This is a genomic window from Streptomyces sp. NPDC001668 (assembly GCF_042893155.1).
In the GTDB taxonomy this organism is placed as follows: Bacteria; Actinomycetota; Actinomycetes; order Streptomycetales; family Streptomycetaceae; genus Streptomyces.
The window spans coordinates 229,333-251,091 of sequence record NZ_JBIAUQ010000002.1 but is presented as its reverse complement, the minus strand read 5'-3'; the positions used below and the strand labels follow the sequence as shown (position 1 = coordinate 251,091).

The following is a 21,759-nucleotide window of genomic DNA, read 5'->3' as shown; positions in this document are numbered from 1 at the left end:
CGCATCGCCTTTCTCTTGCCGAGTGTCCTGCCGCGTCATGCCGTCACGGTTGTCCCCGCGACCGGTACGCGGGTCAGCCGACGGGCCACTGGGCCACCCGGCTCCTCGGCGGTTCCGGGTGGTCGTGCTGTACTCGGCCGTTGCGGATGGTGCCGCGCCAGGCCCCGCCCTCCTGTCCCAGCCCCTCGATGAACCGCTTGAAGTTCTCCAGCTCACGACGCACCAGGCGGCCGATCACCTGCGAGATCCTCGAAGAGCGGGCGAGTCGTCTGGTGGCTCCGCGCGGCTCGAGGAGCATCCGGACGGTGATCGCCGTGCCGCCCGACTCGGTCGGCCGGAACTCCACCTCGCCCTGGTGGGAGGGATTGAGCTCCAGTCCGCGCCAGGCCAGGTAGGTGTCGGGGTCCTGCTCCACGATCTCCACGGCGAAACGGCGGCGCAGCGGACCGTAGCCGATGATCCAGGCGGTCACGGTGGGCCTGACCTGCTCCACGCCGTGCACCACGCTCGAGAACCGGGGGAAGGTCTTGAACTGCGTCCACTGGTTGTACGCCGTCCGCACCGGCACCGCGACCTCGACCGTCTCCTCGACGTGCTGCGCCCGCAGCGGCCTGCGGCGCGTGACGCCGTCGCCGTCTGGGCGCATCCCCGGCGTGTTCGGCACGGCCTGCTGGGAGTCGTCTTCGCGCACCATCGTGGCCTCTCCTCCGGTGGGTGAGCGGGTCCTCCCGCGCACCCGGGCTCCCTCTCGGGTGTCAGGGCTTGCCTTCCCGGTTCCCAGATCGCGGGTTTCGAGTCGCGCGAAGGGGGTGGTGTGTTGTGTGTGGGACCCGGGCCTGACCAGACTTAGGCCTGACCGGAGCACCCCCGAGGAACGGGAGGCGGACGGCGGGCGTGCTGCTGGGCGGTGGCCAGGGCGGAGGTGTGCTTCTGCGTGCCGCCGCCGGCCTCCAGGCCTATCCGTGTTGCTGAGGGCGGCGAACTACCGCTCGGCGGCCAGCGCGGCCGTGAGCCGGGGCAAGCGGGGGCAATGGCCTGCTGTGCCGTCCCTGTGGACCTCGGCCACCTGGTTGGTCCCGGCGAAGGGGATATTCGGCCGCGAAGGTGCATCGTCGCGCATGTGCGTACCCCTGCTGTCGTACAGAGACTCGTGCTCAGGTCCGGGCTCAGGTCCAGGCCCGGGCCCCCGGGGCGATCTCCTTGACCAGACCTTCCACCAGCACCTTGATCTCGTCCCGGATCGGACGCACGGCCTCGACACCCTGGCCCGCCGGGTCCTCCAACTGCCAGTCCAGGTACCGCTTTCCAGGGAAGACCGGGCAGGTGTCGCCGCAGCCCATGGTGATGCAGACGTCGGACTCCTGGACCGCGTCCACGGTGAGCATCTTCGGGACCTCGGCGGAGATGTCGATGCCGACCTCGGCCATGGCCTCGACGGCAGCCGGGTTGACGGCCGCGCCGGGGCCTGACCCGGCGGAGCGGACCTCGACCCGGTCCCCGGCCAGGTGGGTCAGCCATGCGGCGGCCATCTGGGAACGGCCGGCGTTGTGGACGCAGACGAAGAGCACGGAGGGCTTGTCGGACATCGGAGGTCTCTCTTGTCTCAGGTCGACATCAGGCGCGCGTGACATCAGCACCCAGTGATGTCAGTCACCACTGATGTGACATTATCAGCGCATGCTGACGTCCGTCGACACCGATCTGATCCGGGTTCTGGCCGACCCGCTCAGGCTCCGGATCGTGACCCTCCTCGCCCGGGAGACGCTGTGCACCACCCACCTCGTGGAGGAGACCGGTGCCAAGCAGACCAACCTCTCCAACCACCTGAAGGTGCTGCGCGAGGCCGGGGTCGTGGAGACGGAGCCGTGCGGCCGCTTCACCTACTACAAGCTGCGCGCTGACGTCATCGCATCACTCGCGGGCCAGTTCGCCGAGCTCGCCGAGTCCGCCCGCACGGCGGCCGGCAACAAGCGGTCCTGTCCCTGATCCCTCGCCGACGCGATCCCTCGCCGCCGCCCGGCGACCGCACCAAGGAGTCCCGTTGACCGCCACGCACGAGTCCGCCGCGGAACCGGTGACTCCGCCCGCCCAGCCGCAACCCGCTCCGGGCGCCACCCCGCCGCGCAGGCCGCCGGCCGCCCGGGCCGCCGCCGAACTCCTCGGCACCGCGGCCCTGGTGGCGGTGGTCATCGGCTCCGGCGTCCAGGCCACCGAGCTGACCCACGACGTCGGAGTGCAGCTGCTGGCCAACTCCCTGGCCACCGTCTTCGGTCTGGGTGTCCTGATCCTGCTGCTCGGCCCGGTCTCCGGCGCGCACTTCAACCCCGTCGTCACGCTGGCCGAGTGGTGGACCGGCAGGCACGGGGGAGCGGGGGTGACGCTCCGCGAGGCGGCGGTCTACGTCCCCGCGCAGATCGTGGGAGCGATCGCAGGCGCGATCCTGGCGAACGCGATGTTCGGCGAGCCACTGGTGGAGTGGTCCACGCACGACCGCTCGGCGGGACATCTGCTGCTCGGTGAGGTCGTCGCGACCGCCGGCCTGATCCTGCTGATCTTCGGCCTGGCCCGCACCGACCAGCTGCGGTTCGCCCCGGTGGCCGTCGCCTCGTACATCGGCGCCGCGTACTGGTTCACCTCCTCGACGTCCTTCGCGAACCCCGCGGTGACCATCGGCCGCGCCTTCAGCGACACGTTCGCGGGCATCGCACCTGGCTCCCTCGCGGGCTTCATCGGCATGCAGCTCATCGGCGCCGTGGTCGGACTGGCTCTGGTGGCGATCGTCTTCATGCCCGGACGGGACAGCGCCGAGTGACGCACACGTCCTAGGTGTGGGTGATCGGCGGCGGCCGGTCCGGACTCGCCGCCGGATGCCACCGCCGACGGAGCCTGGCAGCACGGCCCGCAGGATTTCGAGGGCCGGTCGACGGCGTTGACGGCCGCCCCCGTACGTTCCTGTAGCCGCAGTCAGACCGCGGCCGGCGCGACAGCCAGCAGCTTGCCCATCGCGGCCAGCACGGAAGGCTCGACCCGGTAGTACACCCAGGTGCCGCGCCGCTCGGAGGTCAGCAACCCGGCCTCCCTCAGCTTCTTCAGGTGGTGGGAGACGGTCGGCTGGGAGACGCCGACGTCGGAGATGTCGCACACGCAGGCCTCGCCGCCTTCGTGCGAGGCGACCGCTGAGAACAGCCGCAGCCGCACCGGATCGCCCAGTGCCTTGAACATCCGCGCGGCCGTCTCGGCCTCCTCGGCGCTGAACGGTCGCTCGGTGAGCGGCGGGCAGCACGGTGCCGCGGCCTCGGAGGCTTCGGCATCGAGCATCGGCAGCACCCTCGTATTCGACATACGTCTATGTTGACACATGTCGAACCAGTCGATGGGGCGTCCGCTTGATTCGGTGAATGTCTATGTTGACGCTTATCGATGCAGGTGTCATTCTGGCGACGCAAGATATCGACAGGCGTCGAATCAAAGGGGACCATCATGAACGCGCCCACCGGCCAACTGCCCGTCGTGGTCATCGGGGCGGGCCCCGTCGGCCTGGCCGCCGCCGCCCACCTCGTCGAGCGGGGCCTGGAACCGCTGGTCCTGGAAGCCGGCCCCTCCGTCGGCACCGCCGTACGCGACTGGGCGCATGTCCGGCTGTTCTCCCCGTGGGCCGAAGTCACCGACCCCGCCGCCGAGAAGCTCCTCGCCCCCACCGGCTGGACCCGCCCGGACGGCGCCACCTACCCCACCGGCGGCGACTGGGTCGAGCGCTACCTCCAGCCGCTCGCCGACGCCCTCGGCGACAAGGTCCGCTACGGCGCCACGGTGACCGGAGTCGCCCGGGCCGGCCGGGACCGCATCGTCGACGCCGACCGCCACGAGCAGCCCTTCACCGTGCACCTGCAACGGGCGGACGGCCGTGAGGAGCGCCTCGCCGCCCGCGCGGTCATCGACGCCTCCGGCACCTGGACCATCCCCAGCCCGATGGGCGCCGACGGTCTGCCCGCCCTCGGTGAGAAGCAGGCAGCCGAGCGCATCTCCTATCGCGTGCCCGACCTCAAGGACCCGGCGGTCCGCGCCCGGTACGCGGGCAGGCGCATCGCCGTCATCGGATCCGGCGCCTCCGCCTTCACCGCCCTCGCCCACCTCTCCGACCTCGCCGAGGACGAGCCGGGCACGCACACCACATGGGTCCTGCGTCGCGGCATCGGCGCCAGCACCTACGGCGGCGGCGACGCCGACCAGCTCCCCGCCCGCGGCGCCCTCGGCCTGCGTGCCAAGGCCGCCGTCGAGGGCGGTCGCGCCGACGCGGTCACCGGCTTCCGCACCCAGGCGGTGGAGCGGGACGGGGGCCGGCTCGTACTCGTCGCCGAGGACGGCCGCCGCCTTGACCCCGTCGACGAGGCCATCGTGCTCACCGGCCTCCGTCCCGACCTGTCCTTCCTCTCCGAGGTCCGCCTAGGCCTCGACGAACGCCTCCAGGCCCCGACCGCGCTGGCCCCGCTCATCGACCCGAACGTGCACTCCTGCGGCACCGTCTACCCGCACGGCGTGGGCGAGCTCTCCCACCCCGAGCAGGACATGTATCTGGTCGGCATGAAGTCCTACGGCCGCGCCCCCACGTTCCTCGCCATGACGGGCTACGAGCAGGTCCGCTCCGTCGCCGCCGCCCTCGCCGGTGACCGCGAGGCCGCCGAGCGCGTCGAGCTGACCCTGCCCGAGACCGGGGTGTGCGGTGGCGCGGGCCTGTACGACGACTCCGAGGCCCCGCAGAGCGGGGAGGGCGGAGGCTGCTGCGCGGCCCCGGCCACCCTCCAGATCGGCATCGGCGCCCCGACCTCATCCGGCGGCTGCTGACCTGCCCCGATGACCGACGTCCGTGCGGTTGGAGCCGAGACCGGCACGGGGGACCGGCCACGGCCCCGCGCTGTCCTGCCCGCCCTGTGCGTCACCCAGATCACGAGCTGGGGCATCGTCTCCTACGCCGTCCCCGTCCTCAACCCGCGGATCACCGCCGCCACCGGCTGGTCGGCGACCTCCACCACCGCTTCCTTCCCGGTCCCGGAACTCCACCAGCATCCGGATCAGCCGTACGACCTGATAGCTGCCGCCGACCGCCCAGTCCGGCTCACCGCTGTCCGGGCCCACCCACACCAGGTGGTCCATCTCCCGGCCGTCGGTCACGTCCGGGTTGGCGATGCCGCCCTTGAACCCCAGATGGTTGCGCGGGGCCCCGGAGGGCCGGGAAGGACTGACGAAGCCGTCCATCCGCCAGCGCACCTGCATACCGCCGCGGGTGTGCCGGGCGATGTCACGCAGCGCGTGCAGCACGGTGTCGGTGTTGTCCGCGCACAGCTGCACGCTGAGATCGCCGTGGCACCAGGCGGCGTCGATGTCGTCGTCGGGGAAGGACGGCATGCTGGTGAGCCGGCGCGGGCGGCGGACGGCGAGGCCGTAGCGGTCGTCGAAGAGTGAGGCGCCGACGCGGACGGTGACGGTCAGCCGGTCGGCGGGGACCTGCGGGCCGAGGGTGCCGGAGTCGGACGGCGGGGCGGTGATACCGGGGGAGTCGGGGGTTCCGCCGGCGGTCAGGAAGCGGGCCCGGTCGGTGAGCGTGCGCATGGTCGCCTCGCGCGCTCCTCCATCTGCTGGACGGCGTGGGGCGTGCCGTCGGACCGGGCTTCCAGGGCGCGCAGGACGGCCACCATGTCCGCGTCGCCGTGGCCCTGTTCGGCGGCCTCGCCGTACAGGGCGTGGCAGGCGTCGAGGAGCGGTGAGGCCAGACCGGCCTTGCGGGCGGCCTCGGCGATCAGCCGGTTGTTCTCCAGGACGTTGGTGACGGCGGCCTGCACGGTGAAGTCGCGGGCCAGCAGCTTGGCTCCCTTCACCCGTGACACGGCACTGGCCATGGGGCCCGCGTCCAGGACGTCCCGCAGCCGGTGCTGGTCGAGTCCGTGCCGGTCGGCGAAGTGGAAGGCCTCGGCCAGACCGGTGACCAGGGTGATCAGGAACAGGTTCACCGAGAACTTCATCAGCAGTGCGCCGGGCACCGCACCGCAGTCGAAGGTCTCCCGGCACATGGTGGCCAGCAGGGGGCGTACGGCCGCGACCGCGTCGTCGTCACCCGCGGTCATTCCCACCAGTTCGCCCTGCTCGGCGGGGATGCGGGAGCCGGAGACGGGAGCCTCGACATACCTTCCGCCCGCCGCCCGGACGGCATCGTGCAGACCGGCCGAGTACTCGGCCGAGGTCGTGCCCATGTGGACGACGGTCCGTCCGGGCACGAGGTCGGTGAAGTCCGGGGTGCCGCGTCCCAGCACGGTGTCCACGGCGGCCTCGTCGGCCAGCATCAGGAACACGGTCCCGGCCCGCCCGAAGACCCCGGCCGGACTCGCGGCGACCTCGGCGCCGGCCGCACGCAGGGGGTCGCAGCGGCCGGAGGTGCGGTTCCAGACGACGAGAGGCGTCCCGGCCCGGGCGAGGTTGAGGGCCATGGGCTGCCCCATGGTTCCGAGGCCGATGAATCCCACGTACACAAGGCACCGCCGTTTCCGGCCCCTGCCGAAGCCGAGCCGTAGCCGCCCGCTATGACAGTGGTCATAGTAGGCGCATCTATGACGACGGTCATAGAGTGAGTCCGGCACAGACTCAGATGCGGAGGTCGGCCATGGCGGTGTCCGAGCGGGGAGCACGGGAGCGGATGGTCTTCAGCGCGGCCCAGCTCATCCGGCGCGACGGGGTCGCCGCCACCGGCATGCGCGAGGTCGCCGCCCACGCCGGTGCGCCGCGCGGGTCGCTCCAGCACTACTTCCCGGGCGGCAAGGAGCAGTTGGTCAACGAGGCGGTGGGATGGGCGGGCCGATACGCGGGCAACCGGGTCGCCCGTTTCCTGGCCGCCCTGCCCCAACCGACACCGAGCGGGTTGTTCGCCCAGATGGTCCGCCAGTGGACCGACGAGTACGAGAACGCCGGCTTCGCGGGCGGCTGCCCGGTCGCCGCCGCCACGGTGGGCTGGGCGGAGTCGACCGCGTCCACACGGACGGCGGTGGCGGAGGCGTTCGCCACCTGGACCGGTCCGGTGTCCCGGGCACTGACCGACATGGGTGTACCCGAGGAACGATCCGACGCGCTGGCCACGCTCATGGTCAGCGCCTTGGAGGGAGCGATCCTCATGGCGCGGGCTCAGCGGGATGTACGTCCGTTGACGACCGTGGCTCGGGAACTCGGCCCGCTTCTCGATGCGGCGGTGAGCCAGGAGGGGTGAACGGTCGGGCCTCCGGCGTCCACGAGTGGGCCGTCCGGTGGGCCGGGGGACGAATACCTGTGCCTCGTACCGCGCCCGGCATGACAAGCTGGGCTTCCCATTGCCCGAACCCAGGAGGTCACCATGACCGCAGAAGCTGCGTCCCCAGAAGGTTCGGAGCCGGCTGACACCGAGACGTCCGCGCTCGCGCCCGACAGCGACGGCAACTACGACCTCAAGCGCAAGTTCCGCGAGGCGTTGGAACGAAAGCGCGGTGCGCAGGCGGACGCCGCCGAGCTTGCCGCCAACCCCAATGCGTCAAAGATCCGCGGGACGCACGGACCGGCGTCGAGCCAGCGGTCGTTCCGGCGCAAGAGCGGGGGCTGAGCCGGAGCGGTCCCGGACAGCTGACCGCCCAGCACCATCCCGAAGGGCCCTGCCTCTCCACCGAGGCAGGGCCCTTCGGGATGGTTGTCGCCCGCTACCGCACTGTCCGCAGGAAGATGTCCGTCACCCCGTTGGTGTCCCCTTCCACCAGATCGGGAGAGGCCGACTCGAACGCGACGACCGTACCGTCGGCGTTCACGGAGGGATGTTCCGCCGGAAGGTCGTTGCGGCCGCCCCAGCGGTCTACGCTGACCAACTGCCTCTTCCCTGTGGCGAGTTCGAGCAGATACACGGAACGGCCCGAGGTGTACGCGAACTCTGTGCCGTGCCCGGAGATCGAGGGCTGGGCGCCCCTGACCCGAGCCGTGGTGGTGCCGGTGTCGAGATCCCGGACCAAGACGTACCGGCCCTGCTGGAAGGCGATCGTGCGGCCGTTCGCGCTGAGGGAGGGGGCCGAGGCGCCGTCCGCGACCTTCGACAGGTCGCCGGTGTCCAGGTCACGCACGTAGAGGTCGCCGCCCTGCTCGAAGGCGATGTACCGGCCGTCGTAGTCGATGGACGGGTTGCCCGCCGGACCGCCCGAGGGCGCGCTGACCACGTCCGTGGTCCCGCCGTCGATGTTGAAGCGGTAGACGCGGGGTTGCGGGTCCGGGTCGGCGTCGGTGGCGGGCAGGGTGGCCGCGTAGGTGATCCACTGGCAGGTGGGGCTGATCCGGGGCCGCCCCATCCAGGCGAAGCGGACGCCCTGGTAGGAGTCCAGGGTGGTGACCTTGCCGACGGCGCGGTAGCGGACGTGGATCTCAGGGGCGCCGTCGGCGGCGGACGGGACCACATAGCCCACCATGCGTCCGCTGTAGCAGGGAGTGCTCTGCGACGACGGCCTCTCGGTGTCGGAGTTGACCGGGACGACACGGAGGGGTGCGTTGATCAACACGTCTGCCTCCGAGGTGAAGGTGACGACCTTGTTCTCCCCCATCACCGGGTCGTGGGACGCCCCGGCCGGTCCGTCGAGCCGTTCGGTGACGGACGGCATCGGGGCGGGGTTCTTCCTGAGGCCGCCCGAGAAGGCGAACACGTCCGACTGCCGGTTGGTGTCGCCCGGCACCAGGTGGGACTCCGTCGAACTGAACGCCACCACACGCCCCTTGGCGGCCAGCGAGTGCCCCATCACCGTAGCGGTCCACGGGAGGGCGGCCCCTCGCAGCCCCGTCCGCAGGTCGCGCACCCGTACCCCGTCCTCGCCCGTGATGACGGCGTACCGGCCGTCCGCCGTGGCCGAGGAGGCGGTTCCGTCGGCCACCCGTCGCGACAGGCCCGTGCTCAGGTCGTGGACGTACACACCGAACTGGGCGTTGAGGAGAACCCGGCGGCCGTCCGCCGTGATCCGGATCAGATGGGCGACACCGAGGTCCGCGCCGACGTGGATGCGCTCGCCCGTCGTCCGGTCCTTGACGAAGACGTCGTTCGTGTCGCCGCCCTCGGCATACCCCCCGACCGAGTAGGCGACCCGATTGCCGTCACCGCTCACCGAGGCCCCGTTCTTGTCGCCCTCCTCCGCGGGCGAGATCAGCTCGTCGGTGCCGGTCTCCGTGTCGCGGGCGTACAGCAGCCGCGCGGTCTGGCCTCCGTTGCGGTTGCCGACGGTGTACGCCACGTGCGTGCCGTCAGGGCTGATCGACTGGGCGCGGCCCAACTCGTCGAAGCCGGGCGGGTCTTCGGGCCACAGCCGCTCCGAACGGCCGGTGGCGCTGTCGTACAGGTAAGGAGCCTGGGAGCGGGTGCCGGCGGAGTAGGCGACCCGGCTCCCGTCGGCGCTCGACATCGGCGCGTCGTATGTGTAGCCGCTGCCGAGGTCGATCCTGGTGAGGCCGCCGTCGGCCAGGTTCTTCAGGAACAGGCACGGCGAGAGGCGCTCGCAGCCGAGGCTCGGCGCGGTGGACGTGAACGCGACCTGGCGGCCGTCGGCGCTGATCGCGGCCCCGCTCGACGGTCCGTCGGCCTGACTGCCGTCGGCGGCCGTGCTCACCCGCACTGTCCGGGGCTCGTCGCGCCCCTGGGGACCCCGGTCCTGTGCGGCGGCCGCCGGCGTCCAGACCAGCGCGATCGCGACTGCCGTGCCGAGCACGGCTCTTGAGGCGCGGAACATCAGCTTGACCTCCACTGGAAGACGTCGTGCACGCCGTTGGTGTCGCCGGGCACGTTCGCGTCCGTGCGCGGGTCCCGTACGCAGGAGCCGTCGGCCTCGGTCCGCGCGCAGGTGGCGCGGTCGGCGACCCCCACGTCGCCGGTGCCGGACACGGCTGTGGCTCTGCCGGACATGGCTGAAGCCTTGGACATGTTCCCCCTTGTGTTCCCCGATGACGCATGGCCCCCGGCCCCGCGCCGAGGGCTCCCTTCGAGGCAAACGCACCAGGGGCCACAGGGTCAATCGTTCTTGTCGCGTACAACCCGGACGGAAGGTCACGCGTCCGCGAGGAGTCTCTCCTCCGGCAACTCCCGTATGTGGCCGAGAATCGTCGGCTGGGGCGGGGTGTGGTGACGGGCGCCGCAGACGCAGACGTGGTCCGTACTGCCAGGCCGTACGTGGCCTTCCCGGTCGCCTCCGGCATGGTGGCCCCAACCGCGGCATACGCCGCCGCCGGGGCCCATGCGCCCTCGGCCGCCCAGCAGTCGGCGCTGTGCGTGCCGTGCGTGGGCGGTGCCGGGCCCTGCGTCAGAAGGTCAGGTTCCAGGCGTCGATCTTGCCCGTGTCGGAGGAGGCGTTGTCGTTGACGCGCAGCTTCCAGGTGCCGTTCGCGACCTCCGAGGAGGCGTTCACGGTGTAGGTCTGGGCGATGTTGTCGGCGCTGCCGCCGGCCCGGTTGTGCAGCGTGTACACGGTGCCGTCCGGCGCCACCAGGTCGGCCTTCAGGTCACCGATGTAGGTGTGCTTGATGTCCACACCGACCTTGAGGGTGGCCGGGGCGTTGCCGGTCACACCGGATACGGCGATCGGGCTCTCCACGGTCGCGTTGTCGTTGATGGCGAAGTCCGTGAGGTTCTCGAAGTACTTGCCGGCCGGCGGGGTGGTCCCGACGGCCTTGAGGGCGTCGACCTGTCCTTCGCCGAAGAACGCGTTGTTGGCCGTCGTGCCCGTGCAGCGGCTGTCCGAGGGGCAGGCGATGTCGTTGGCCTGCTCGGCCAGCTTGGCACGGAGCTGCGCCGGGGTGATGCCCGGGTTGGCGCCGGCGATGAGTGCCGCCACGCCGACCACGTGCGGGGTGGCCATCGAGGTGCCGCTCTTGCTGCCGTAGCCGCCGCCGGGGACGGTGGAGTACACGTTGCTGCCCGGTGCCGCGACGTCGATGACGCCCTGACCGTAGTTGGAGAACGAGGCCTTGGTGACGCCGGTGCCGTTGGCCGCGACCGTGACCACGCCCGGCAGCTCGGTCGGGATGTCGAGGCAGGCGTTGGTGATGGTGCGGGTGACCGGCGTCGAGTCGTTCGGGCTCGCGGAGTCGGTCGTCTTGTGGGCGAGGTCGTAGTTCTCGTTGCCCGCCGCGGCGATCTGGAGGGAGCCCTTGCCCTCGGCGTACTCCTGGGCGCGCTTGACGCCCTCGATGATGGCGGCCTGGTCGATGTTGTCCGGGCAGTTGAACTGCCACGGGTCCGTGTAATAGCTGTTGTTGGTGACCTTGAATCCGTGGTCACCGGCCCAGACGAAGCCGCAGATGGTGTTCTCGGCGAAGAAGAAGGAGTTGCCCGGCTCGGCGACCCGGACCGCGGCGATCTTCACCCCGGGCGCCACGCCGACGACACCCTTGCCGTTCTTGGCCGCGGCGATGGTGCCCGCCACGTGAGTGCCGTGCGTGTCGACGTCCCGCCACGCGCCGGCCCGGGTGTCGGGCTTGCCGTAGGCGCAGGAGACCGAGTCGGCCGCGTCGAAGTTGGGCGCCAGGTCCTGGTGCTGGTCGTCCACGCCGGTGTCCAGGATGCCGACCGTGACGGAGGGGGAGCCCGGGTTCACGGCCCAGGCCTGGTCGGCCTTGATCTGGCTCATGTCGGCCCGGACCGGTTCTCCGGCCGGCGTCGAGGCCTGGGCCGGATTGGGCGGGAGCGCAGGGTCGTAGGCGGCGGCCGGGACGTCCGAGGTACGCGTGGCGCCGACCTGCTGCACGCCGGCGACGCCGCGCATGGTGGCGGCGAATGTGCTGGACGCCGAGTGGGCGACGATCACGCCGATGGCGTCGAAGTCCGAGAAGACGGTGCCGCCGTTGGCCGTGATCGCCGAGCGGACCGCCGAACTGTCACCGGGGGCGGTGATCACGAGGTAGGCGCGCGTCCCGGCCACCCAGTCCGCACTCTGGGACGCGGGCACCGCGGCCGGAGCCTGGGCCTTGCCGGCCGGCGCGGTGGTGGGGACGACGGGGAGCGTGCCCGCGAGGGCGCCAGGGGCACCGAACGCGAGGGCGGCGCCGAGCGTGGCCGCCAGCGCCAACGTGCGTCTGGAGCGGCTGGAGATGTGGGGTATCAATGCGTCCTCCGGAGACGGCCCGGCCGTGCTGGGGGCACCGGCCGGGCCGTACGAAACGAGTGGTGGGTGCAAGATGTCAGGTGCATGCTCCTGTACGGAAGTACCTTTCAGCGCAGGGACGTTGGAGAGGCGTGGCTGAAAAGAGACGTGCTCCGGGCATCGGGGATCGGGATCCACCGAGAGCTCGGCGACGTGGACCGGGCCCTGGCGGCCGGCGCCGACGTACTACCCCCTCGTGCCGGTCGGAGCGCCGGGCAGAACGCGGCGGCGCGGGCGCTGTTGCGCAGTGCCGCGGCGGTGCGAGAGTGGCGGTATGTGCGGTCGATACGCTTCCACTCGCAGCCCGCAGGAATTGGCCCCGCTCTTTCAGGTGCCCGACGTCCCGGCCAAGGAGACCCTCGCGCCGAACTGGAATGTCGCCCCGACCGACGCCGTGTGGGCGGTCCTCGAGCGCTCACCCCGCGGCGAAGAGGACACCGACATGGTGCGTCGGGAGTTGCGGCCGCTGCGCTGGGGCCTGGTGCCGTCGTGGGCGAAGGACGCGAAGGCCGGCGCACGGATGATCAACGCTCGAGTGGAGACGGTGCACGAGAAACCCGCCTACCGCCGCGCCTTCACCCGGCGCCGCTGTCTGCTGCCCGCCGACGGCTTCTACGAGTGGGAACAGATCAAGGACCCGGCCACCGGCAAGGCCCGCAAGCAGCCGTACTTCATCCACCCCGAGGACGAGCAGGTGATGGCACTCGCCGGGTTGTACGAGTACTGGCGCGACCCGGCTGTCAGACGGGACGACGACCCGGCCGCCTGGCTGATGACGTGCACCATCATCACCACCGAGGCCACCGACGCGGCCGGCCGTGTCCATCCGCGCATGCCGCTCGCCCTCACGCCCGACAACTATGACGCCTGGCTCGACCCCGGTCACCGGGATCCAGATGAGCTGCGGGCCCTGCTCGGCCAGCCGGCCGAAGGCCACCTGCACGCCAGGCCCGTCTCCACCGCCGTCAACAACGTCCGCAACAACGGGCCCCAACTCCTCGACGAACACCCCGCGTGAGACCTGCCGGCCTTGCGTGCGGCGGGGCCGGGGGTCGGCGTCCGGGGAGTGACACTCGGTCGCGGCAACGCGCGTCCCACCTGGTGCGCGAAACGCCGGCTCGTAGGCGGTGCCGACGCCAGGGCGACTTGGGAGGGGGCCAGGGCCGCCGTCGCGCCCAGCACCGCGACGAAGGGGGGGCGGGCCCAGGAACAGCACGCGCTGCGACCGCCGGCCGAGAGGCGCCGTCCGGCGGTCATGTCCGCCAACGCGTCGTCCACCGCCCATCCACCGACGTTCCGCAGACTGCCTACGTCTTCGTCGCGCTCCGGGACGCGCTGCAGCCGCAGTGGCTGTACCGGCGTACTAGCGTTGGTCGGCCTTCACGGCGCGGTGCACGCTCTCGCGGAGGAGCGTCCGGCGCTGGTCGTGCACCTCGGGGGATTCCTGCGCGGTCGCCGCGTAGACGTTGCTGACCGGTGACCAGGCCATGGACATGGCGATCACCATGGCCATCAGATCGAACGGGTCTCCCTCGCGCACCAGCCCGGCGGCCTGGGCCTCGGCGATGGCGCGCAGCTTGAGGTCGTCGAGCCGGTCGGGGTCGTCGACCAGATGGCCGGCCGGACGCCGCTCCAAACGCGCCCAGGTGGCCAGCCGGATGAGGTCGGGGCGGCGCAGATACTCGTCGTAGAGGCGTACGGCCCAGTCCGCGAGGTCGGTGGCGTCGATGGGGACGACATTGACGATCCGCTCCAGCGAGCCGAAGAAGATGGCGTCGAAGAGCCCTTCCTTGCTGCCGAAGTAGGCGTAGAGCTGCGCCTTGTTCGTGCGTGCCGCGGCCACGATCCGCTCGACGCGCGCACCGGCGATCCCGTGCTCGGCGAACTCCTGGGTCGCCACTTCGAGGATGCGCTGGTAGGTGGCGGCTCCGCGCGGGGTGAGGGGCTGGTCGGCCATACCCCGAGGCTACCAGACAGAACAGTTGGTTTGCCTGGCGGGCAGTTGCCTGTACGGTTGAATAGACCGAACAGTCTGTCTGTAGGAGATGTCATGAGGAGCACCGTTGGCTGGCAGGTGACAGGTCCGTCGCCGATCCTGCGGCGGACGTCGTTGGAACGGCGCGACCTGCGCCCCGACGACCTCGCGGTCCGGGTCGACTTCTGCGGTGTCTGCCACACCGATGTGCACGCCGTCGGCGCCCGGTCCGGCGAAGTCGGCGGCAAGCCGCTGGTGCCGGGGCACGAGTTCACCGGCGTGGTGAGCGAGGCCGGTGCCGCCGTGACCCGTTTCGCCGTCGGTGACCCGGTCGCGGTGGGCAACATCGTCGACTCGTGCGGCGAGTGCGCCATGTGCGGGGCCGGCCAGGAGAACTTCTGCCACACCTTCCCGACCCTGACCTATGACGGCATCGACCGGCACGACGGATCGACCACGCTGGGTGGCTACTCCCGCGAGTACGTCGTCCGCGACCGCTTCGCCTACGCCCTTCCCGCGGGCCTGGACCCGGCCGGCGCGGCTCCTCTGCTCTGCGCGGGGATCACCGTCTGGGAGCCGCTGAGGGCCCTCGGCGCGGGGCCGGATACCCGCGTCGCCGTGGTGGGGCTGGGCGGCCTGGGTCATCTCGCCGTCAAGATCGCCGTGGCACTCGGCGCCGACACCTCGGTGGTCAGCCGCACGCCCGACAAGGCCGACGACGCCCGTCGTCTCGGCGCCCGCGACCTCATCGTCTCCACGGACCCGGAGCAGATGGCCGCGGCCCGCGACCGGTTCGACGTCGTCATCGACACCGTCTCCGCCCCCCACGACCTCGCCCCCTACCTGCGCCTGGTCGCCATGGACGGGACGCTCACCCACCTCGGACACCTCGGAACCGTCACCGTCGAGACCACCGACCTGCTCGTGGGACGCAAGAAACTCACCTCGGCGGGCAGCGGCGGAAGGCCCGCGACCGCCGACATGCTCGACTTCTGCGCCCGTCACGGCATCACCGCCGACATCGAGGTCCTTCCCTCGGCGCGTGTGAACGAGGCCCTCGAGCGTCTTCGACGCAACGACGTCCGCTACCGATTCGTCCTCGACATGTCCGACCTGGATTGAACGCGGCGGCTGGTGGGGGGCGGTTCGAACGGCCGGCTGAGGCTGTACAACTCCCGCTGCCGGATACACCGTTGAACGAGTTGCCGCCTCCGCATAGGTTCCGGCGTATGACGAACGTACGGATCGGTGTGATGTACGACCGCGACTGGGCCCCCGAGGGTCTGCCCGGGTTCGCGCGGGAGGCCGAGGCGCTCGGTGTGGACGACCTGTGGGTGGTCGAGGACCTCGGGTGGAACGGTGGGGTGTCGGCGGCGGCCGTGGCCCTGGGAGGCACGGACCGAATCAGGGTGGGCATCGGGATCGCCCCCGCCCCGTTGCGCAGTCCGGCGCTCCTGGCCATGGAACTGGCCACGCTGGCACGGGTGTTCCCCGGACGGCTGGTGGCCGGGATCGGGCACGGAGTGCAGGAGTGGATGGCCCAGGTGGGCGCCGCGGCGCGGTCCCCGCTGGCCCTGCTCGAGGAGACGATCACGTCGGTCCGCGCGCTGCTGCGTGGCGAGCGGGTGGAGCTGGCGGGACGTGAAGTGCGCTTGGACGGCGTCGAGTTGACGCATCCTCCGGTAGTTGTCCCGCCGGTGGTCGCGGGCGTCGTGCGCGCTCGCTCACTGGAGCTGTCCGGACGGGTCGCCGACGGCACGGTGATCACCGAGGGGCATGGCCCGCGCGATCTGGAGCACGCCCGAGCGCTGACCGGCAAGGGCGGTGCCACGTCCGACCACGCCCTGATCGTCTTCGCTTTCACCTGTGTCGGTGACGACTCCGACGCGGTGGCCGAGGCCCTGCACCCGCACATCGAGGGCCATGGCGCCTGGCTCGGCCGCCCGCCCCACGAGGTGTTCACCGTCTCGGGTCCCGTCTCCGGGGCCGCCGAGCACATCCGCGAGCTCGCGACGGCCGGCGCGGACACGGTCGTGCTGCGCATCACCGGTCCGGATCCGTTGCGGCAGCTGAAGGCCGTACTGGAGGCGGTGGGGCAGCAGAAGCCGGCCATCGGTCGTTGAGGAGGCGGGTCGCACGGCGGGCGCCGCTGGTCGTGGTGCTCCGCTCGCGTCCCGCCCCGCGCACACCTGGCGGTCGGGCCCGCGCGGCCTCACATCCGGGATCTCAGTACGTCGACCTCACAGCCCGGCGCGAACGGGTCGAAGCCGTGCTCGGCCAGCCAGCGCACTATCAGCAGGCTTCGCAACGACCACCACGCCTGGATCACGTCGAGGTCGACATCGGCGCCGTAACCGGCGATGACGTCCTCGAGGTGCTCCTCGTGACCGAGGGTGAAGGTGGCCAGGTCGTACAGGGCATCGCCCTGGCCCGCCTCGGACCAGTCGATGATGCCGGTGATCTCGTCGCCGTCGACGAAGACGTGTTCGATCTGCAGGTCGCCGTGCGTGAACGACGGAGTCCACGGCCGGAGGGCGGCCTCGGCGACTTGGCGGTTGCGGGTGACCAGGTCGGCGGGCAGGACGCCGTTCGTCACCAGCGACGCGCACTCGTCGTCGAGTTCCACCGCCAGCGCGGCGATGCTCCGGCCGGCCTGGCCCTGCCGGGACGGCAGCGGCGCGTCGTGCAGCTTGCGGATGGCGGCGCCCGCCGCGGCCCACGCCGCCGGCGACCCGGTCGACGGCCCGCCGAGGCGCCCGAGCGTCGTCCCCGGGAGTGCGGCGGTCGCGAGCACGCACGGCTTGCGCCACAGGACCTCCGGGGTCGGAACCGGCGCGAGGGACATCGCCTCGACCTCGAAATCGATGCGTGCCGGATCGGCGTCCACCTTCAGGAACATGTCGCCGACGCGCAGTGTCGCGCGCTCGGAATGGGCGACGACGACTTCGACCTCATCCATGGGCGACCAGTATCCCGGGGATGTTCGCCCACGTCGCCGGGTTTGCAGGGTGCGCGTGCGCGTGTGAGTGCGCGGCGGACCAGGTCCTGCCGCCCCGCCCGGTTGCTACTTGGGCGGCAGGCTCGCCGCGAAGGCGCGGCCCTCGTCGATCCACTCTCCCAGGGCCTCGTCCTCCGCCACCGCGGAACCTGCGACCACGACCCAGCCGCGCATCGGGCGGCCGGTCATGTCGAAGAGCCGTGCCCCGGGCCGGGCGAGGGCCGTGTCGGTGGCGTCGGGGCCGACGCGGACCATGAGGTCGTCGCCGGTCACTCCGACGGCCATGTTGCCCTGGTGGAGGAAGGCGATGCCGCCGAACATGCGCTTCTCGGTGACGGCGGGATCCGCCCCGAGGTGTTGGCGGACGCGCTCGGCGAGCCCTTCGTCGTACGCCATCGGAGGTCTCCTTGCCTCGGACAGTCTGCCGCCTCACCGGCCTTGTACCCCTGGCCCGGTGCTACGTCGTTTCCAGCATGGCAGGCCTGGATCATCCGGGTGGGGCATTCTGGTAGCCACAGGAGCCTGGCCGGGAGGTGCGCGGATGCGACGGTGGGTCGGGGGGTGGGTGATGGCGGGGGCGGTGGTCCTGGTGGCGTGCGGCGGATCGTCGGGAGGGGGAACGTCCGAGAGCGGCTCTCCGACGCCGTCGACCGGTGCGTTCACGTCCTCCACGCCCGGGACACCTCCTGAGGCGCCTCCTGAAACACCTCCCAAGACGCTTCCCGCGAGCCCGACCGGGCGAAGCCCGTCCGCGTCGTCCGGCTGCGTCGCCGGACACGTCGATCTCACCGTGTCACCCGATGACCCGGCCCCGCAGCAGATGTGTGTGCGGCCCGGGACCGTCGTGTCGCTCGTCCTGCGCCCTCGCGCGGACGGCCGGCGATGGACCGCGCTGCGCAGCTCCGCGCCGGTCTTCGTCCAGCCGTCCGGCTGGCAGGTGGATGCGGACGGCACCGCGAGGGTCTCCTTGCGGTGCGCGGGAATCCGGGCCGGTGCCGCCGACATCACCGCCCTGGCGAAGGAACCGGACCTGGCAGGGGTGGGCCGCGTGGCCTTCACGCTGCGGGTGGTCGTGGTGCCCCACACGACGGCGGGGTGACCCCGGAAACCGGGATCACCCCTTCACCGCGACGTCGATGCCGACTCAGTCGATGCAGACTCAGTCGCAGTCCCGCACTTTGATCGTGTAGATGCCGCGGCCGTGGGTCGCGGCGTACAGCGTGCTGCCGTCGGGGCTCAGCTTCAGCTGGAGTACGGCGACGGCCGGGAGCGAGCCGACGCGCTGCCAACTCGAACGGCCGGGCGCGCGATAGACGACGCCGAGGTCGGTGGCGACGGCGAGGCCGCCGTTCGGTGTGACGACCGCGGAGTCGGCCGGCACGTCGGGGAAGTTCTTCGAGACGTCCTTCCAGGTGGTGCCGCCGTCCTCGGACTCGAAGACATGGCCGACGCCGGCGCCCGGTCCTTCGGTCCACTGCCGGGAGAAGCCGCTCACCGTGAGGTAGACGTGGTCGGCGTTCTTCGGGTCGATGGCGAAGCCGCTGAGGTAGCGGTTGGGTACGGTGCCCGTCGCGCCGGTGGCGGGGAGGGTGATGTCGTGCCAGCCGGTGCCGTCCGCGTTGCCGACGGAGATGCCGCGGGCGAAGCCCTGGTTGTTGCAGGGCCCGCACCAGGCCGCGTACACCTTGCCGCCCGAGGCGGCGACGGCGGTCGCGGTGTGGCCTTCGCCGAGGTCGTAGACGCTCTTCCACTCGTCACCGCTGCGGATGGCGTAGCCGTGGGTCTGCACCCAGACATGGCGGCCGCCGGCGATCCAGGTCGAGCTGTTCTTCGCGTCGGCCGCGAGCGGGGCGATGAAGCGTGCCTCGCCGGTGGCGTTGTCGGCCGGGGCGACGCTGTACGACGTGGCCTTGCTCGGGTCGTCGATCCAACTGCCGTCGTTGACAGCGCAGTTCTGGGTGACCTGGATGGAGAGGTAGACGTACTCCTCGGCGATGTTGCAGCCGTTGGCGGGGTCGGTGAGGGTGTCGCCGCCGTCGCCGCCGAAGTTGGAGCCCATCACCTTGTCGTTGCTGCGCAGGATCGACTGGCCGTTGTCCTGCAGTCCGCCGGTGACGGAGACGCCCCCGTGGTCCAGGTCCTTGCCGACACCGACCGAGTAGTACTGGAGGGTGTCGATGGTGCCGTCGTTGAGCGAGGTCCAGTCGGTGGCGTGCCCTGAGGAGTCCTGGGCGCCGTTGACCGGGCGCTTGTAGACGCCTCCGTCGTTGCCGACGTACACGAAGCTCTTGCCGTGGTAGCGGCCGATCGCGACGCCGTGCTGGTCGGAGTGGGTGGTCGGGTTGCAGTCGCCGGTCTGCTTGGCCGGGTCGATGCTCCAGCAGGAGAAGCCGAAGTTCCAGTACGGGCCCACGGCCGACCAGTCGGTGCCGCCGTCCTTGGTCTCGTAGACCTCTTCCAGGCCCGCGTACACGTGCTCGGCGTCGGCCGGGTCGACGGTCAGGAACTGGTTGTACCAGGCCTGCACGCCGGGCATGTAGCCCGGGGAGGTGAGTGCCGAGCCGTCGGCTGCCAGGCCCTGGTAGTCGGCGATCTTCGTCCAGGGGCCGCTGGGAGAGCCCGACTTGGAGACGTAGATGCCCTCCAGGCCGCTGTCCGGATTGGTGTTCAGCTGTTCCGGCGACTGGTCGATGGCGTAGTAGCGCGAGCCGTCGGCGGAGCGGGCGAAGGTGACGCTGCCGACGTTGTCCGCGTCGGTCGGCAGGTCGCCGAAGCCGCTGCTGATCCGGGTCCAGGCGCCGTTGACCTTGGTGTAGAAGCCGTTGTAGTCGTCACCGCTGCGCCAGCCGACCGCGAGGACGACCTTGGAGGGGTTCTTCGGGTCGATCGCGATGTCGTTGGTGATGTTCTTGTACGCGGCGGCGGGGTCGTCGGCCTTCGAACCACCGGGCAGGTAGTCGGGGTTGGGCGCGAACTCCAGCTTCCAGGCACCGCTGAGCTTCTTCGCGGAGTGGCTCCACACGCCCGCGCTGGTCGCCGCCCACACTTTGCCGCCGCCGAAGCGCAGTTGGTGGATGGTGGTGGACTCCAGTTCGTCGCCGCCGACCCGGCTGCGCGTGGAGAACGTGCCGTGGTGCGGGTCGGACAGGACGTAGACGCCGCTGCCGAGGTAGGCGTCCGCGTTGGTCGTCGCCTCGCCGGTGCCCAGCCACAACCGTCCGCCGCCGTCGAGCGCGAGCGCGCCGGTGGACTGCGAGGAGAGCCGGTCGCTGATGGGCTGCCAGTGTCCTCCGCCGCTGCGGGACCGCCACACCCCGCCGCCCGCGCTGCCCGCGTACACGTACCCGTCGTCATCGGCGGCCATCGCGGCCATCCGGCCGGTGACATTGCCCGAGCCGCCACTGGAGTTGGAGTCGATGTCGCGGTAACGCGAGTCGTCGGAGTTGTACGGCAGGTCGGTGATGTTCCGCCAACTGCCGCCGCTGCTCGGAAGGTTGGCGAGGCTGGTCCACGCGGCCCCGTAAGCGCCGGGGGCGACGATGCCGGGTGAGGTGCGGGCCTCGGCGTACTGGTCCGCGCCCTCGGCTATCTCGTCGGCCTCGTTGCCGTCGTCGCCGTCGCCGTCCTCCTCCTTCACCTTGGGGCTCATGGCGCCCACCGACTGCTCCCGCTCAGCGGCGAGTCGGGCGAGGGTGCGGGCCCCGAAGGGGGTGTTGTCGTGCCGGCCGGGCGCGGCACTCGCGGGTACCGCGACGAGTCCGGCGGTTGCGGTGATGGCGCAGATCGTGAGCCATCGTCTTCTACGGGTTGGTGCTGACACCAGGTCCTCCCACACGGGCGGTGATACAGCCGTCGGTGGAGACCCGATCACGGGCAGGTCAGAGCATCCGGGAGTTTGGCAAGCCTTGACCGGAGCCTGCCATTTGCGTGGCCAAAGGTTGGCAGTCGCCTTCCGGCCGTGGCCCACCTGATGCCAAGTCCGCTGGAAGGTGCCGGACTTGGATGGTCCTGGGACATCAGCTGTTTCACCGCATCTCCGCCTCGACGACGGCCCGGAAGCTCCGCGGAGGACGGCCGGTGAGGCGCTGGACGGTGTCGGCGACGCGGTCCTCCGTGCCTGCCGCGATGGCACGGTCCATGCCGGCCGGCATGGCGGGCTTCTTCCTCAGCAGGGCAAGGGCGGCCTCGCGGACCTGCTCCGGTTGGGGGCGCCCGGCGGGCGGCTGCGCAGCTGTCCGACGAACTGCCAGGTGCGGGGCACGATGCAGCCGATGAGGGAGACGAACAGCAGGATGTAGATCGCGGAGAAACACACCGAGCTGTAGACGTGGAAGAGGCCGAGCTTGTCGTAGACGTCCCCGAGGGTGGGGTTGTTCTTGACGGGACCTCCGCCGCCAGGCGATCGCGCGTCTGTTCGTACGGCAGGCGGTGGTGCGTCACGGGTCGCCCGGTGACCTCGGTGATGATCGTGGCGATGTCGTCGTGGCTGAGTGCCTCGGGTCCGGTGAGGACGAGATCGGTGTCGGGTGCCCGTTCGTCCGATGGAGGGGCCGACTGTCGGGGGGTGGGGCATTCGATGAGCTTCGAATTGTTTCGCGTGGGACAACCTTTGCCAGAGT

General features: G+C 71.1%; 20 protein-coding genes and 5 pseudogenes. 10 read left to right on the top strand and 15 right to left on the bottom strand.

Features of this window, described 5'->3' with window-relative positions; translation table 11 throughout:
* Window positions 1–73 precede the first annotated feature (73 nt).
* Both ACFYZ8_RS06665 and ACFYZ8_RS06660 read right to left on the bottom strand, forming a co-directional pair.
* Window positions 74–694 (bottom strand): SRPBCC family protein, encoded by a 621-nt coding sequence (locus ACFYZ8_RS06665; RefSeq protein WP_388531731.1) that lies wholly within the window; start codon window positions 692–694, stop codon window positions 74–76.
* Window positions 695–1,166: 472 nt separating this feature from the next.
* Window positions 1,167–1,586 carry an arsenate reductase ArsC gene (locus ACFYZ8_RS06660; RefSeq protein ID WP_388531733.1) on the bottom strand — a complete coding sequence of 140 codons (420 nt, stop codon included), beginning with the start codon at window positions 1,584–1,586 and terminating at the stop codon, window positions 1,167–1,169.
* A gap of 91 nt (window positions 1,587–1,677) precedes the next feature.
* Here ACFYZ8_RS06660 and ACFYZ8_RS06655 point away from each other — a divergent pair, with 91 nt between their 5' ends.
* Complete coding sequence (locus tag ACFYZ8_RS06655; RefSeq protein ID WP_388531735.1) at window positions 1,678–1,986, top strand: ArsR/SmtB family transcription factor; 309 nt, start codon at window positions 1,678–1,680, stop codon at window positions 1,984–1,986.
* 55 nt (window positions 1,987–2,041) lie between these two features.
* Window positions 2,042–2,812 (top strand): aquaporin, encoded by a 771-nt coding sequence (locus ACFYZ8_RS06650; protein WP_388531737.1) that lies wholly within the window; start codon window positions 2,042–2,044, stop codon window positions 2,810–2,812.
* Between the two features lie 152 nt (window positions 2,813–2,964).
* Here the strand turns inward: ACFYZ8_RS06650 and ACFYZ8_RS06645 are convergent, their stop codons facing one another.
* Entirely contained in the window at window positions 2,965–3,342 is a 378-nt protein-coding gene (locus ACFYZ8_RS06645) for a metalloregulator ArsR/SmtB family transcription factor (RefSeq protein ID WP_359040289.1), read from the bottom strand.
* Window positions 3,343–3,480: 138 nt separating this feature from the next.
* Here ACFYZ8_RS06645 and ACFYZ8_RS06640 point away from each other — a divergent pair, with 138 nt between their 5' ends.
* Window positions 3,481–4,842 (top strand): FAD-dependent oxidoreductase, encoded by a 1,362-nt coding sequence (locus ACFYZ8_RS06640; RefSeq protein WP_388531739.1) that lies wholly within the window; start codon window positions 3,481–3,483, stop codon window positions 4,840–4,842.
* Window positions 4,843–4,851: 9 nt separating this feature from the next.
* Window positions 4,852–5,040, top strand: a pseudogene (locus tag ACFYZ8_RS06635) (MFS transporter); the annotation flags it as partial.
* Here ACFYZ8_RS06635 and ACFYZ8_RS06630 read toward each other — a convergent pair.
* Window positions 5,041–5,607, bottom strand: a pseudogene (locus tag ACFYZ8_RS06630) (Dyp-type peroxidase); the annotation flags it as partial. It lies immediately after the preceding pseudogene.
* Entirely contained in the window at window positions 5,574–6,521 is a 948-nt protein-coding gene (locus ACFYZ8_RS06625; protein WP_388531740.1) for an NAD(P)-dependent oxidoreductase, read from the bottom strand. The gene ACFYZ8_RS06625 and the pseudogene ACFYZ8_RS06630, both read right to left, overlap by 34 nt.
* A gap of 131 nt (window positions 6,522–6,652) precedes the next feature.
* Here ACFYZ8_RS06625 and ACFYZ8_RS06620 point away from each other — a divergent pair, with 131 nt between their 5' ends.
* On the top strand, window positions 6,653–7,249 hold the full coding sequence (locus tag ACFYZ8_RS06620; RefSeq protein WP_388531742.1) for a TetR/AcrR family transcriptional regulator: 597 nt from the start codon (window positions 6,653–6,655) through the stop codon (window positions 7,247–7,249).
* Window positions 7,250–7,372: 123 nt separating this feature from the next.
* Window positions 7,373–7,615 carry a DUF5302 domain-containing protein gene (locus tag ACFYZ8_RS06615; RefSeq protein ID WP_359040281.1) on the top strand — a complete coding sequence of 81 codons (243 nt, stop codon included), beginning with the start codon at window positions 7,373–7,375 and terminating at the stop codon, window positions 7,613–7,615.
* Between the two features lie 94 nt (window positions 7,616–7,709).
* Here ACFYZ8_RS06615 and ACFYZ8_RS06610 read toward each other — a convergent pair whose 3' ends face one another.
* The 3 genes from ACFYZ8_RS06610 to ACFYZ8_RS06600 form a co-directional block, all read right to left on the bottom strand.
* Window positions 7,710–9,776, bottom strand: a complete 2,067-nt coding sequence (locus ACFYZ8_RS06610) for a hypothetical protein (RefSeq protein ID WP_388531743.1) — start codon at window positions 9,774–9,776, stop codon at window positions 7,710–7,712.
* Complete coding sequence (locus ACFYZ8_RS06605) at window positions 9,761–9,934, bottom strand: hypothetical protein (protein ID WP_359040277.1); 174 nt, start codon at window positions 9,932–9,934, stop codon at window positions 9,761–9,763. The genes ACFYZ8_RS06610 and ACFYZ8_RS06605 overlap by 16 nt, the downstream gene beginning before the upstream one ends.
* A gap of 394 nt (window positions 9,935–10,328) precedes the next feature.
* Complete coding sequence (locus ACFYZ8_RS06600; protein ID WP_388531745.1) at window positions 10,329–12,128, bottom strand: S8 family serine peptidase; 1,800 nt, start codon at window positions 12,126–12,128, stop codon at window positions 10,329–10,331.
* Between the two features lie 313 nt (window positions 12,129–12,441).
* Here ACFYZ8_RS06600 and ACFYZ8_RS06595 point away from each other — a divergent pair, with 313 nt between their 5' ends.
* On the top strand, window positions 12,442–13,185 hold the full coding sequence (locus ACFYZ8_RS06595; protein ID WP_388531746.1) for an SOS response-associated peptidase: 744 nt from the start codon (window positions 12,442–12,444) through the stop codon (window positions 13,183–13,185).
* A gap of 345 nt (window positions 13,186–13,530) precedes the next feature.
* Here ACFYZ8_RS06595 and ACFYZ8_RS06590 read toward each other — a convergent pair whose 3' ends face one another.
* On the bottom strand, window positions 13,531–14,124 hold the full coding sequence (locus ACFYZ8_RS06590; protein ID WP_359040271.1) for a TetR family transcriptional regulator: 594 nt from the start codon (window positions 14,122–14,124) through the stop codon (window positions 13,531–13,533).
* A gap of 93 nt (window positions 14,125–14,217) precedes the next feature.
* Between ACFYZ8_RS06590 and ACFYZ8_RS06585 the strand changes: the two genes are divergently transcribed.
* Both ACFYZ8_RS06585 and ACFYZ8_RS06580 read left to right on the top strand, forming a co-directional pair.
* Window positions 14,218–15,264 (top strand): NAD(P)-dependent alcohol dehydrogenase, encoded by a 1,047-nt coding sequence (locus ACFYZ8_RS06585; RefSeq protein WP_388531748.1) that lies wholly within the window; start codon window positions 14,218–14,220, stop codon window positions 15,262–15,264.
* A 107-nt stretch (window positions 15,265–15,371) separates the two neighbouring features.
* A complete protein-coding gene (locus tag ACFYZ8_RS06580) occupies window positions 15,372–16,265 on the top strand; it encodes an LLM class flavin-dependent oxidoreductase (RefSeq protein WP_388531750.1) in 894 nt (297 codons plus the stop codon).
* Between the two features lie 89 nt (window positions 16,266–16,354).
* On the opposite strand, the gene ACFYZ8_RS06575 is transcribed toward ACFYZ8_RS06580, so the two are convergent.
* Window positions 16,355–17,101: a phosphotransferase family protein gene (locus tag ACFYZ8_RS06575; RefSeq protein ID WP_388531752.1), complete on the bottom strand. Its 747-nt coding sequence runs from the start codon at window positions 17,099–17,101 to the stop codon at window positions 16,355–16,357.
* Window positions 17,102–17,206: 105 nt separating this feature from the next.
* Window positions 17,207–17,536 carry a TfoX/Sxy family protein gene (locus tag ACFYZ8_RS06570; protein WP_388531754.1) on the bottom strand — a complete coding sequence of 110 codons (330 nt, stop codon included), beginning with the start codon at window positions 17,534–17,536 and terminating at the stop codon, window positions 17,207–17,209.
* Between the two features lie 394 nt (window positions 17,537–17,930).
* Here ACFYZ8_RS06570 and ACFYZ8_RS06565 point away from each other — a divergent pair, with 394 nt between their 5' ends.
* The gene (locus tag ACFYZ8_RS06565) at window positions 17,931–18,239 is read left to right on the top strand and encodes an acetyl-CoA synthetase (protein WP_388531756.1); all 309 of its coding nucleotides are present in this window, start codon (window positions 17,931–17,933) and stop codon (window positions 18,237–18,239) included.
* A gap of 60 nt (window positions 18,240–18,299) precedes the next feature.
* Here ACFYZ8_RS06565 and ACFYZ8_RS06560 read toward each other — a convergent pair whose 3' ends face one another.
* From ACFYZ8_RS06560 to ACFYZ8_RS06545, 4 genes and pseudogenes are all read right to left on the bottom strand, one after another.
* Window positions 18,300–20,960 carry a glycosyl hydrolase gene (locus ACFYZ8_RS06560; RefSeq protein ID WP_388531757.1) on the bottom strand — a complete coding sequence of 887 codons (2,661 nt, stop codon included), beginning with the start codon at window positions 20,958–20,960 and terminating at the stop codon, window positions 18,300–18,302.
* A 205-nt stretch (window positions 20,961–21,165) separates the two neighbouring features.
* A pseudogene (locus ACFYZ8_RS06555) lies at window positions 21,166–21,307 on the bottom strand (ergot alkaloid biosynthesis protein); the annotation flags it as partial.
* Window positions 21,306–21,458: pseudogene (locus ACFYZ8_RS06550) on the bottom strand (cytochrome c biogenesis protein ResB); the annotation flags it as partial. The pseudogenes ACFYZ8_RS06550 and ACFYZ8_RS06555, both read right to left, overlap by 2 nt.
* Window positions 21,459–21,520: 62 nt before the next feature.
* Window positions 21,521–21,682 (bottom strand): annotated as a pseudogene (locus tag ACFYZ8_RS06545) (ergot alkaloid biosynthesis protein); the annotation flags it as partial.
* Window positions 21,683–21,759: the final 77 nt, after the last annotated feature.